The organism is Gilliamella sp. B2887 (assembly GCF_026537015.1).
Classification (GTDB): domain Bacteria; phylum Pseudomonadota; class Gammaproteobacteria; order Enterobacterales; family Orbaceae; genus Gilliamella.
The window spans coordinates 117,632-130,579 of the sequence record NZ_JAFNMX010000006.1; the positions used below are offsets into that span (position 1 = coordinate 117,632).

Here is a 12,948-nt window from a genome sequence, read left to right on the forward strand (position 1 = left end):
ACCCGATTGAGTGTCCATATTTCTCCTGTAAATTGAACTCTAACCTTTGGATTTCAACTTTTCTTTACCCTCATTTTTAAACCATTTTTATAGTTAAAAAAGAAAGAAAAGCTCCAAGGTGGGCAAGTTATACGCTTTTCACAAAAAGAAGTCAACCTGTAAACAGAAAAATATGTCGAGTTCGCTTAAAAACAACACTTAAATATGCATAAAGCTGCAATTCAGCATAGAATTAATACTTCTTATGTCCGAGATCAGATATTATTAAAATATGATTAATTAACCTAGATGATTAAGATGGAAATATCACAACCTACTCCATAATAACTGCTCCAATCGATAATCATCTTCACACTTGGTTATTTTGTTTATAAAAGGCAAAGTTCCAGTAAACACTTATAAATTTCGTTAAATATGCCGAGATTTTATAAAGAATGACACTACCAAATTACAATGTGATTATGAATACAATATCAAAGAAATCACGTTAGAATAAGATCTGTTTTTATAAATTTGGTGACATAGAAAAAGAAAATATTTTTTATTCCATCAGTGAGTGTTAAGCTGAATAATATTATTGTTCTGACATAACAAAATTTATTAACCCAATATTTTACTATTTAACAAAATCGCTTAATATCAGTTAAACTCAACTCAATTAAACAAGTTGGGCTTAGGATAGGATATTAACATTTGCACTTATTGGGTTAATGATTGATTTTTAACTCATCTTGTATTGTCAATGTCGTCATTTCGATTCTAACTCTTTTTTGATTTTGCTCACTACATATCGTTTTGCACTCGATCCAGTCAATTGATTGAAAACCTATTTAGTCGTTTTAAAAAACCAATCTTTGTCACAAAGAGCGAAAAACCACTATTTAAAATTATAACGACACGCAAACAATCATACATTATGATTAACCGATTGAATAACAATAAACCAATAAACATTTACATTAATACGTTTTATGCTGTTTTTTAAATATGGGGTTTATGCACAAATCTTCAATCGTGTATTTTTCATTTGATCAATTAAATCTGATAATGATAAACTCAGTTCTTGCATAAATTGCTGATACGAAAATGATTTTTTACTGATTTCCTCTAATTGTAATTCCCAATGTGCAGTCATGTCGGGCATAGACATAATATCAGGCAGTGATAAAATCAAATTTTTACCAACTTCAGTAGAACAAATTGATTTGCCTTTTCGAATTAGAAATTGCCTTTTAAATAGCAGCTCAATAATACTGGCACGCGTTGCTTCAGTGCCTAGACCATCTGTTTCACGTAGAATCTTTTTAATTTCAGGATCTTTTACGAAGCGAGCTATGCCTGTCATTGCTGCTAATAATGTAGCATCCGTAAATGGTCTTGGTGGTTGAGTTTCTTTACTAAGCAATTCGGTATCGATACATTGGACATGTTCGCCTTTTTTGATGAGATTAATTAAGAAATCCTTGCCAACATTATCCTCCGTATTGCTATCAAGTTGAGCGTTTTTGCTTCTAAATAAAGCCTTCCAACCTTCATCAATCATTTGATTATTTTTTGATATAAATTTCCCTCCTTGAATCTCGACATCAATTTGTAATTCAGCATATTGATAGGCGGGATAAAACTGAGCTAAATATTGAGTTGCAACAACTTGATAAACAACTTGCTCATTATTGGATAAACTGCCCATGTTGACTTTACGTAAGGTAGGAATAATGGCATGATGCGCTTCAACTTTTTTATCATTCCATACTTTAGAACGCAATGAAAAATTAGCATTGTCAATTGCTGTTTGCAGATCGGGACAATTGTTTTCAATGGCTGATTTAACTCCATGAATTTGCTTTAAATGATCTTCAGGCAAAAAACGACAATCCGAACGGGGATAAGTGATTAATTTATGCTTTTCGTATAATGATTGACAAATATCAAGCACTTCTTGTGCACTCAAACCTGTTTTTTTCGCCATTTCAATTTGTAAAGCAGATAAATTAAACAACATTGGTGGAGCAAGTTCCTTCTTTTTATTGCTTACTTTATCAATTATTCCTGACTTATCTTTAATGCGCTGGCAAACATTCTCAGCTAATGCTTTAACCAGTACTCGACCTTCTTCATCTTGATAAGGTTCGCAAGCTTCACTTGGTTGCCACTTAGCTTTAAACGTTTCGTTATCCTTAGTTTGCAAAATAGCAATTACTTCATAGAACGGTTTAGGCACAAACTGGGCTATCTCTAAATCGCGTCTCACCACTAATCCTAAAATAGGCGTTTGCACACGACCAATTGATAACACGCCACGATAGCCATTTTTTTGTCCTACCAAGGTACAAACTCGGCTCATATTCATACCATAAAGCCAGTCAGCCCGAGCTCTGGCTAATGCAGAAGTCGATAAAGGTACAAAATCTTGGTTACTACGTAGCTGTTCAAGAGATTTTTCAACTGCACTAGCATTCAAATCACTAATTAAGCAGCGCTTAATAGTTTTGCGTTTTTCTGGGGATAGCTGACAATAGTTTAATACTTCGTCCACCAACAGTTGCCCTTCTCTATCGGGATCACCTGCATGCACAATTTGCTTAGCAGATTTAATTAAATCGACTAAAATATTAAATTGCTTTTCGGTACTTCTTTTTGGAATTAATATCCATTTCTCAGGCATAATAGGTAAATCATCTAAAGACCATTTTTTAAAACGTTCATCATAGATCTCTGGTGTTGCTTGTTCCAATAGATGCCCAATACACCAACTAACCACGTCTCCATTGCTGGCTCGAATAAAACCATTACCTTTTTGATGAGGTTTAGGCAATACATCAGCGATAGCCCTAGCTAAGCTCGGTTTTTCAGCAATAAATAAACGAAAATATTGATTAGATTGCATAATAAGTATTAATCATAAATTTCAAACGACATAATCGCTTTAGGGTTCATTTAAGATAGAGCCTAATTTGGTAGCGATTTTCATAGAGGACTGATTATGCGCATCAAAATTGACCGATATATTACGATCCAAATAGGCTAAAATTAACTTTGTAGAAAAAAACAATGCAAATCCTTTTTGTCTTTCATGAATTACAGTATCAACTTCAATTTCAGTACACTCATTATACGTTAAATAAGATGATGCAACAAAACAATAACATTATCTTTTAAATTAATAAATCCTAATCCTGATTTTTCTAACTCTTAATATAAATGATAGTTTTTATAAAATCTTTAGCTCATTTGAGATTGATAATTTGCTGATAATTTTTTCATCAATGGCTTTTAATAAGTTGTTTCAGGTTATTTTAAGATAATTAATTGTAGTTTCTGGATATTATAAATTGTAGCCAGATAGAAACTAAAATATATCATTTTCTCATCATTATTGCGAAGGTCATTTCCAATCAAATTTTGCAGGTTTTATCACAGGGAATCAGGATTGCATAATTATCACTGTATCCTTTTGGAATATGGTGAGGCATATCCTGATTTGGTTGACCTGCAAAAAAGAAACCACCAATATTAATTACAACTGAACTTAGTTGCAATAGATTAGCTTTACAAGCAGATCGAATATTTCCTTCCCAATAAACATGAATTAATGTTTGAGGTGTAATCTCAAAAAATGATTTAAGGCCGTTTAGATTCATAACCTCATTAAGGTGAATCATAGCTTATCGGTAATTAAAAAATCCATCAGCTACCACCATTTTTTGAGTTTGAGCCATAATACTGAAGCAATACTAATAACAATAAGCAGTAAAATTAAACCGATAAAAGACCATTCTTTTTCATTGAAAGGGATGCCCGCCAAATTAACCCCAAGTAAGCTGGTTATAAAAGTAATTGGTGTAAATATGATGGTGAACAGCGACATTAAATAGATACGTTTATTCGTCGATTCAGCCAAAATGCTGTTAATTTGCTCCATCACTGAACCAATTCTAATTAGGCAGCTGTCAATCTCAGAAACATAATGATTTTGTTGATTTGAAATATCATGCAATCGTTGGCGATCATTATCATCAATCCAAGATATTCGTTCTGTTGAAATTTTTACAAAAATATCTCGTTGTGGTGAAAGTAAACGACGTAATATGAAAAGTTGTTTACGAACTCTTCCTATTTCTTTATGAGAAAAAACTCGCTGATTTAAAAGTAGATCTTCTAATTTGATAATTTTATTATGAACTCCATCGAATGATAAATTAGCTTGTTCACAGATTAATTCAGATAGTTGAATCAACCAATCGGCAACATCTACAGGACCAATTCCTTTCTCTAAATTTTCCTTTAATTTAATAATAGCGTCTATTTTTTGGTGTCGGGTTGAGATAACTAAATTATCCGTAATATAAAATCGAAAAGTGACGATGGGATCGGGAAGTTCGTTGGGTGTGAAATTAACGCCTTTCAGTACGACTAAAATCCCAGAATCGCAGCGAATTTCTTTTGGAAATTGATTTGGCTTTATCAACTCATTTTTGACAAGATCAGGAATGAGTTTTGTTTGATTGATCCAATTGATTGTTTTGCTGTTAGCAAAATCAAGATGTATCCAATAAGGTTGGGTCTTTGAAGCTTGAGTTTTATCACTCAAAGCATTAGCCTTGCCTTTTCCATCCAATTGGCAACTAAAAACAGGTTGTGCTGCAAGGAGATCGGAAACCAGAATAGAACAATCACTATTTTCGTTAATCATTACTAGCCCCATTTATTAAGTTTCCTTAATTATATACTGATTTTGATTCAAAATGCAGCGAATGATTGAGTATCGAGATTAAATGGTTAAAGGTTTAAATATATTTGAGGTACCGACGAATGATTAGGATGATTAAAAATTCCTAATTCAACACCATACCATTGATGAATTTTTTTAACCGTTAACACCTCCGCGGGCGCCCCTTGCTCAACAATTTTTCCTTGATGAATTAATATAATTTTATCCGCATATAATGCGGCGAGATTAAGATCATGCAAAATACAACAAACTGCTAATTTTTGTTTGCAAACTAATTGTTTCAATAATCTTAACGTATGTTGTTGATGATATAAATCAAGAGCAGATGTCGGTTCATCCAAAAATAGTAATTTTTCTGTAGGTTCAGGTTGCCATAACTGCGCTAATACACGCGCCAATTGTACTCGTTGCTGTTCCCCCCCTGACAAACTACGATAGTCACGATCAGCCAGTTTTAAACAATCTGTTTGTTGCATACATTCTTGTATTGCTTCCTCAAAATTAGCCTTACCATGAGGAGTGCGTCCCATTGCCACTACTTCTTTCACCTTAAATGGAAAAGTTAATTGGCTTTGTTGCAACATAACAGTTCTAATTTTAGATAATTGTGTTTCAGACCATTGTGATAATGGTTTATTGAATAAGTAACACTCACCTGAAACTGGCTTTTGATAACCTGTTAACAATCGTAATAGTGTTGATTTACCGGCACCATTAGGACCGATGATAATGACCATTTCACTGGATTTTATATTTAAAGACACATTATTAATTAAAGTGCGATTAGCATAACCAAAAGTCAAATTTTCAGCAGTTAACATCATTAAATACCATCTATTATTTATGTCTTAAAATTAGCCAAATAAAATAAGGGCCACCAATTAGACTCGTGAAAAGTCCGACTGGAATTTCGGTAGGCGCAATTAAAGTACGCGCAAGGGTATCTGCTAGTAGTAATAAACAAGCACCACCCAGTGCTGATCCCGGCAATAACCAGCGATGATTGGCACCGACTCGTAATCGAATCATATGTGGTACAACTAGACCGACAAACGCAATCATGCCACTAACTGCGACGGATGTACCTATCAGTACAGCAGAAAGTAATAATAAATACTGCTTAATTCTTCGCACTTTAATACCTAGATAATGAGCATCTTCGTCACCTAGTTGGAGAATATTTAGTTGATGAGAAAGCTTCAATAAACAAAGTAAAGCAGGAACGATAAGTGATAAGGCAACCAAAACTAACTCCCAAGATCCCTTACCTAAATGCCCCATGGACCATAAAGAGAGTTGTCGCAATTGCGCTTCATCACTAATATAACTCAAACAACCCATAATCGCACCAATGACAGCATTTATTGCAACACCTAGTAATACCATTTTAGCCAAATTACATTGCGAATTTATGCTATAAAGATAAATTAACAAACAGATAAAAAAGCTACCAACAAATGCTGCTACCATTTTGCCATACATGATCATAATCGGTGGAAAAACAGCAGGAAACAAAATGGAGAAACCAACCATTAAAGCCGCACCACTACTAATGCCAAGTAAGCCTGGATCAGCTAAAGGATTACGAAATAATCCTTGCATCACTGCGCCAGAGGCCGCTAATGCCATTCCTACAATAATAGCTAACATTATTCGTGGCATACGTATATTTAACCAAATATTCCATAACGGATCATCCACCGACATATCCACTAATTCATCAAGGGTTAGTTTTAACGCGCCAGAATTTGCAGAAAATAGAATTAGCGCCAATAGAATGGCAAATAATCCCCACAACAAAGAACGATGACTATACTTGCGCACCCATTATCCTCTTATCTGTTCTAATGTATTCTCCTAATGGAGTCAATTAATAGGTTATGTTCAAGCTAGGATCAACTACACTGTAAGCTCGATTGTCAATCTGTTGATTGACAATTTTGTCAATAACCATTTTCGCTAAATCTGTACGATAAATAAAACCATGTACTTCTTGCTGATAATAACACTCAGCTTTTAGCGTCATTTCACCATTACGTAATCCGCCTGGTCTTAAAATCAAAAAGTTTAACTGGCTAGTTTGCAACCAAACCTCTGCTAATGATTTTTCACGTACTGCATTACCAAAGGCTTGTTTAGCACGTTCTGACAACGTAGACCATGAATCACCACACCCTAATGAAGTGACTAGAACCATCTGTTTAATAGAAGATTGTTCAGCACAGTCGATAATCACTCGTTGAGCTAAATAATTACCCGTTTCACCGCCCAAAGTTGATATAATTGTGGCTTCACTACCAGCTAATTTGCATAGATTTTTAACCAATGTATAATCGGTTGCATCTCCAACATGAGCCTCAAAACCTTGCTTAGTCAATTGGTTAGCAAAATCAGCATCACGAACTAATACAATGCAACGCCAATTCGCGTGATATTGCTTAACTAAATGAGCAATTTGAAAACCTGTACCTTGTTTAGGGCTTACACCAAAAATTAATAATGTCTGCATTTTGTGAGTAACTTATAGTTAATTAATTTTTTTTGCTAAAGTACGGAATTTGTCTAATTGATCGGTTTTTAATTGATGCTTTTCGTCACGACCAACAAAAATTTTAAACATTGCTTGTCCTATATGATTTAAGAATATTATTGAAGCTGTGGACATCTTCATAAATTTACGTTCAATAAAAGCAATATATTGACAATGTTCAGCTTTGATATGACCACTTAATCCTTTTTGATGACGAAGGTTAAAGTATTTTTGGCTATGAGTTCCTGATGGTAATTCGCCAGAAATTTCAGCGATTACATCTCCAGTATGAACTAAAAATAGCACATCTCCCCATGTTGAAACTTCTTCCCAAATGGTATCAAAATTACTTCCATCAACAATTTTCGCTTCAGGTAAAGCTTGAATAACTTGTGTTAATGTAACATGATAATCTTGAGCAATTTTTTCTAATAGCTCCTCTGGATCAGTTTTCATATAAGCGGTTAAATTATCTAAAAGGCTTAGTTTATCTGTCATAATAGTATCCTATAATTATGAAATTTGATGTGAATGTTTCGTTCTTTCAGTATTTGATCTAGCCATTGCTGGATGACTATTCATAGCTTGTCTCGCTTGAGCCATTTGTTTCTGTATTTCAATATATTCGGGATTATTAAGCTGTAGCAATAACTGTTGCAGTGCTTGAACTATATTGCTTGACCAAAAACGTCCAGATAAAGTTAGTTGCATACAATAATCTTCGCTTTCCAAGAGCCCAACTTGTTGCCATTGCTTAATTAGCGGTTTCAAGAGATCATATTGCTCAGTGAGTTGAGTTAAATCAATGCGCCCTTTTTCAATCCCTGCTTGTAATCGATAAAGCCATTCGCCTATCACTGGTTTACCAGTGAGCATCATAATTGGTTTTTTACCCTCATCAAGTTGAGCATAATATTGATTTAAATCACGATGAATCATAAATGACTGACCGCCTAATCGCCCACCAGCACAAGACCCAAATGCAAAAAAATGAGAACCTTGCTTAATTAAAAAGTTATACAAATTTCGTTCACGACTATTTTTAGCCCAGTGTGCATTGGTCAAATGTACCCAACCTTGTTTAGCTAAAAATTCTGCACCTTGATGATAAAAATTACATTTATCGGTAATTGACGGGATTTTAATACGCTTATTTTCAACACCTTTAGCCAAGGGGGTAGTTGGTAGAAGATTAAGTGAATACAAATCTACACCATCTAATGACAATTCATTGACAATTTCTAAATCACGTTGCCAAGTCTCAGTAGTTTGATTTGGTAAACCGAACATTAAATCACAAACTAAAGCCACACTATCACGAGCAGCAATACGTTCAAAGCTTCTAATAATTTGTTGCTCATTGGATTCACGACCTAACCGTTGTCGAATATCAGTATTAAAGGTTTGGATACCGATTGAAAATCGATTCGCTCCCGCTTCAATATAACTATCAACACGTTCATCATCAAAGTCAGAAATACGGCCTTCAACCGTAATTTCACAATCAGGTGCTAAAGGTGCATGTTGTTTTATATAGCGAATAACGCGCCCTATTTGTCCCGCTGCCAAAGCTGAGGGCGTTCCTCCTCCAATATAAATAGCATGAATAGGTGCAGATTGCATTGCGGTTTTACTGATTTCTAGCGATATTTCTTTAATTAAATAATTAATATAAGTTTCAGTATTAAATTTTCTTAATGGATTTTGGTAAAAACCACAAAATTGGCAATGGATATCACAAAAAGGAATATGAATATAAATTAACCTTTTTTTTCCCTTTAGAGGGGTTGATTGAATCGCGTTCCACTGAGAGTCAACTTCATGAGGTGATAATGGAATACTTGCTTGCAAAGGCATAACAGCCCAGCGGTCTTTAAAAGGCAAAGTAGCGTTTTGAGCAAAAAAAGTGCTGACATCTAATGATTTCATAACAACCGTTCTTAAATAAATAAACCGTAAAATTAAATAATAATTATTTTCATTTAGCAATATCTTTTATTAACCATTTTTATAATTCTTTGATATTTATATTATTATTTTTTTACAAAAAAATGCTTTTTAATTTATTTTCTTTGTAATTCGTTTACTTTTTAATCTTCTTACTAAATCCTCACCATTCGTATTAACCAATTATTTATATTGATATTGTTAAAAAAACATCACTAAGCAAAAACATTTTTCTTAAAAAATTTAGGAATAAAAAACAATTTTGTTGATAATAGTTATCATTTTCACTATATTAACGCAGCTATTAAAGTCTACACACAGGAAGTAAATAATGAAGAATTTTGTAACAAAATTAAGTCTATTTTTGTTAATTTTTACCTTTAATGGGATCATAAATACATGCTCAGCTCAGAATAGAATTGTTATTGCAGGTGGATCTTTGACCGAAATTGTTTTTGCGCTTGGTGAAGGTGATCAAGTGATCGGCGTCGATAAATCGAGCACTTATCCACAAACCGTCACCCAACTACCCCAAATTGGCTATTGGAAATTATTAAATATCGAAGGCATTTTATCTTTAAAACCAACGTTATTTATCACTTTAAGTGACGCAGAGCCCAACAATGTCATTAATCAAGTCGCTCAAGCCAAAGTTGATGTTTTATCCTTACAACGTGTTCCTGGAACCCTTGAAGTACTGTATGAAAATATTGAAAAAATAGCCACCAAATTACATAAAACCGATCAAGGACAAAAGCTCATAGAACATATTAAAAGCAATCTTTCACAAATCCAACATAAGATCGCTATGCACCCCAATAAAACCAAAGTACTTTTTTTAATGAGCATGGGAGGAACCAATTCAGTAGCGGGTAAAAACACCACAGCTGATGCTTTAATCACTATTGCTGGCGGTGAAAATCTCGCTAAACACAACAGTTATAAAAGCTACACAGCGGAATCAATCATTGCAATGAATCCTGATGTTATCATTTTAAATAACCACTCAATATTGCAACTTGGCGGGATGGATAAAATTGACACTATTCCTGGGATTACTGAAACATCAGCATTCAAAAATCATCGAATCGTTACTATCGATGATGGATACCTATTCGGTATTGGGCCTCGAGTCGATGAGGTTGCAAAAATTCTTTATGACAGCTTTTATTCTCAATAAAGATTTAGAAAAAATCGAAATAAAAAATTGTTTAGCAACTTGATTGAATTAAAAAATAATTCACTGAATTGTTATTTAATCTAATTGATTTTATTTAGTTTATTATATTTAAAAGGATTAAAATGATTAATTGTACTAAATTAAAGGTGACCAGCACTTTAGCTCTAGGTTTGACGATTACCATGCCGGTAATGGCTACGGATAGAAATGATGATGAAAGTTACGATGTCATGACAGTCACCGCACACGAAACGACCCAAAAACCAGGTACAATTACTGAAATATCAGAACAAGATATCCGCCGTGACGGTGGTACTAATTTTGGTACTATCATGCGTTACCAACCTCTCATTTCAGCACCAGGTAATATCTCCGGTTCTGGCAGTGGTAAAAGTAGTTGGGACCGAGGGGGCTTTACTGGCTATAATATTCGTGGTTTAGATGCTAACCGTGTATCAATCGACATTGACGGTATGCCATTACCTATCGCTCAAGGTCGAGTTAATTCTGTAGGTCGAGCAGGATTCGGCTCTTATGGTATTGGACGTGATTACATTGATACCTACATGTACAACAAAATTGATATTCAATCTGGCGCCACATCGGTAAGTAATGCCAATAATGCCTTGGGTGGTTCAGTATCTTTCCAAACTAAAACGGCTAGCTATTATTTATATCCAGGTAAAACCCGTTATTTTGGATTCCAGAATAATTATGACAGTGCAGATAGAAGCTATCATCAAGGACTTACGATGGCTGGTGGTGATGATCACCTTAATGGCATTATTGTAGTAAGTCGTCGAGATGGCCAACAAACAAGAAACTATGGTGATTCAATAAGTAGTTATCCCGAAAATTGGCACTCTAACTCAATTTTAGCAGGCTTAGGCTGGCAAATGACGGAAGAACATTTACTTAATACGACGATCGATTACAATAATAAAACCAAAAACTCACATTATGATACTTGGGACAAAGACGGTAAAAAAATAGAATCGTTCGACCATCAACGCAGTAAAAATAACCGCTTTAATTTAGCCATTAAAGATTTATGGCAACCCACCAATATGAGTTGGATTGACTCATTAACTACGCAGTTAAATTACCAGCGTACCAATGTCTTTGATGACACACAATTACAGCACAAATCCAAAGGAAACTTTTATACTCAAACCAACTATAATACCAAAGCGTATAATTTAATCACTACTATGATAAAAAACATTGATAATCAAAAAATAAGTGCTGGTCTGAATGCAAAATGGAGTGAAGATGAATCCCCCTTCTTTTCATCCGCTAAATCACAATATGGAGAGATTTTTCCTGACGGTGATTATACTAAACCACAAGCAGACAGTAGAAGTTATCAGCTTGGTGGATTTTTTGAAGATCGCATCAGCTTTAGTACCGACAATGGTAATAACTTTTATTTAGTACCAGGAGTTAGAGCAATCTATCAAAATACTAAGCCACGCAATCTTGAAAACATGTCCGTATCAAATATTGATTCCCATCAATTAGGTAAACAGTATAGTAGTAACAGTGATTTCAAAGTTTTACCATCAATGGCATTTATGTATGATATCAATCCAAATTTTACTGCTTATCTACAATATAAACGTAGCGCGCAAATGCCAAATCAAAATCAATTATATGGTACTTATTTAGCACATAGCACTATGTATGTACTCGTTGGCAACTCCAATTTGAAAACGGAAACGGGTGATAATTTTGAACTAGGTTTAAAAGGTCAACCAATATCAGGAATTACGTTATCGTCTTCTGCTTTTTATAACAAGTACAAAAACTTTATTGCTTTCACTCGTTATAGGAAAGATTTTGTTGGCATAGGTAATCGTATCGTTTATCAATCAGAAAACCGTGACAAAGCCTATACTTATGGTGCTGAATTAAGCAGTGAATTTAATATTGGTACTTGGATAGAATCACTAAATGGCTTAAGCACACGATTCGCTATTGGTTATAACCAAGGGAAATCAAAATCAAGTTACTTGGGCGATAAATACATTGAAATGGATACGATTGCTCCATTAAAAAGTACTATTGGTTTATCTTGGGATGATCCAAACAAGTTCTATGGTGTTTCATTAATAGCAACATTCCAAAAAGGTAAAAAAGCGGATGCAACTTCTCGAGAATCATATAATAACGAAGGTCAGCCAATCAAAGATTCATCAGTAGATTATTTTCGAATCGCAGGTCATGGTATTGTTGATTTAACAGGTTATATTAATATTACCGATAATATTAAATTGAGTGGAGGTATCTACAACCTCACGGATCAAAAATACTGGGATTACTTGAGCAATAATAAATTATACAGTACATCAGATCATAAATATCTAAACCTGTTTACCGCACCAGGTAGAACATTCCAGTTAGGTTTAAATATTGATTTCTAAATAAATATCTTAATGTATATTTATGATTATTTTTCACCCGCTTATGCGGGTTTTTTTTGATAAAAATATCACATGTAATATTTACATGTGATATTTTTGTGTTAATATTGTTTACATAAATTTAACAAATACCGAA

10 protein-coding genes and 1 pseudogene are annotated in these 12,948 nt (G+C 34.0%); 2 read left to right on the top strand and 9 right to left on the bottom strand.

From position 1 onward, the window contains the following. Positions 1 to 994 precede the first annotated feature (994 nt). The 9 genes and pseudogenes from J3U13_RS06670 to hutW all read right to left on the bottom strand — a co-directional run bounded on the left by J3U13_RS06670 (position 995) and on the right by hutW (position 9,191). The gene (locus tag J3U13_RS06670; RefSeq protein WP_267340981.1) at positions 995 to 2,887 is read right to left on the bottom strand and encodes a DNA topoisomerase III; all 1,893 of its coding nucleotides are present in this window, start codon (positions 2,885 to 2,887) and stop codon (positions 995 to 997) included. 39 nt (positions 2,888 to 2,926) lie between these two features. Further along, positions 2,927 to 3,121 (bottom strand): annotated as a pseudogene (locus J3U13_RS11500) (GNAT family N-acetyltransferase); the annotation flags it as partial. A gap of 274 nt (positions 3,122 to 3,395) precedes the next feature. Further along, entirely contained in the window at positions 3,396 to 3,641 is a 246-nt protein-coding gene (locus J3U13_RS06675; RefSeq protein ID WP_267340982.1) for a hypothetical protein, read from the bottom strand. Between the two features lie 50 nt (positions 3,642 to 3,691). Further along, positions 3,692 to 4,705, bottom strand: coding sequence for a zinc transporter ZntB (gene zntB, locus J3U13_RS06680; RefSeq protein WP_267340983.1), 1,014 nt, complete (start codon positions 4,703 to 4,705; stop codon positions 3,692 to 3,694). Positions 4,706 to 4,779: 74 nt separating this feature from the next. Then, complete coding sequence (locus J3U13_RS06685; protein WP_267340985.1) at positions 4,780 to 5,556, bottom strand: heme ABC transporter ATP-binding protein; 777 nt, start codon at positions 5,554 to 5,556, stop codon at positions 4,780 to 4,782. A gap of 13 nt (positions 5,557 to 5,569) precedes the next feature. Beyond that, complete coding sequence (locus tag J3U13_RS06690) at positions 5,570 to 6,556, bottom strand: FecCD family ABC transporter permease (protein WP_267340986.1); 987 nt, start codon at positions 6,554 to 6,556, stop codon at positions 5,570 to 5,572. 46 nt (positions 6,557 to 6,602) lie between these two features. After that, complete coding sequence (locus J3U13_RS06695) at positions 6,603 to 7,241, bottom strand: NAD(P)H-binding protein (RefSeq protein ID WP_267340987.1); 639 nt, start codon at positions 7,239 to 7,241, stop codon at positions 6,603 to 6,605. An 18-nt stretch (positions 7,242 to 7,259) separates the two neighbouring features. Further along, positions 7,260 to 7,760 carry a heme utilization cystosolic carrier protein HutX gene (gene hutX, locus J3U13_RS06700; RefSeq protein WP_267340988.1) on the bottom strand — a complete coding sequence of 167 codons (501 nt, stop codon included), beginning with the start codon at positions 7,758 to 7,760 and terminating at the stop codon, positions 7,260 to 7,262. Positions 7,761 to 7,775: 15 nt separating this feature from the next. Continuing rightward, entirely contained in the window at positions 7,776 to 9,191 is a 1,416-nt protein-coding gene (hutW, locus tag J3U13_RS06705) for a heme anaerobic degradation radical SAM methyltransferase ChuW/HutW (protein WP_267340990.1), read from the bottom strand. A gap of 349 nt (positions 9,192 to 9,540) precedes the next feature. On the opposite strand from hutW, the gene J3U13_RS06710 reads away from it, so the two are divergent. Together J3U13_RS06710 and J3U13_RS06715 are read left to right on the top strand one after the other, a co-directional pair. Next, positions 9,541 to 10,389 (top strand): heme/hemin ABC transporter substrate-binding protein, encoded by an 849-nt coding sequence (locus J3U13_RS06710; RefSeq protein WP_267340991.1) that lies wholly within the window; start codon positions 9,541 to 9,543, stop codon positions 10,387 to 10,389. 122 nt (positions 10,390 to 10,511) lie between these two features. Beyond that, complete coding sequence (locus tag J3U13_RS06715; RefSeq protein WP_267340992.1) at positions 10,512 to 12,812, top strand: TonB-dependent receptor domain-containing protein; 2,301 nt, start codon at positions 10,512 to 10,514, stop codon at positions 12,810 to 12,812. Positions 12,813 to 12,948 lie beyond the last annotated feature (136 nt).

Excerpts from the sequence above, each read along its gene's own strand:
- J3U13_RS06715 (WP_267340992.1), top strand. The coding sequence starts at position 10,512 with ATGATTAATTGTACTAAATTAAAGGTGACCAGCACTTTAGCTCTAGGT.
- zntB (WP_267340983.1), bottom strand. The coding sequence starts at position 4,705 with ATGGGGCTAGTAATGATTAACGAAAATAGTGATTGTTCTATTCTGGTT.
- J3U13_RS06710 (WP_267340991.1), top strand. The coding sequence starts at position 9,541 with ATGAAGAATTTTGTAACAAAATTAAGTCTATTTTTGTTAATTTTTACC.
- J3U13_RS06685 (WP_267340985.1), bottom strand. The coding sequence starts at position 5,556 with ATGATGTTAACTGCTGAAAATTTGACTTTTGGTTATGCTAATCGCACT.
- hutW (WP_267340990.1), bottom strand. The coding sequence starts at position 9,191 with ATGAAATCATTAGATGTCAGCACTTTTTTTGCTCAAAACGCTACTTTG.
- hutX (WP_267340988.1), bottom strand. The coding sequence starts at position 7,760 with ATGACAGATAAACTAAGCCTTTTAGATAATTTAACCGCTTATATGAAA.
- J3U13_RS06695 (WP_267340987.1), bottom strand. The coding sequence starts at position 7,241 with ATGCAGACATTATTAATTTTTGGTGTAAGCCCTAAACAAGGTACAGGT.
- J3U13_RS06670 (WP_267340981.1), bottom strand. The coding sequence starts at position 2,887 with ATGCAATCTAATCAATATTTTCGTTTATTTATTGCTGAAAAACCGAGC.
- J3U13_RS06675 (WP_267340982.1), bottom strand. The coding sequence starts at position 3,641 with ATGAATCTAAACGGCCTTAAATCATTTTTTGAGATTACACCTCAAACA.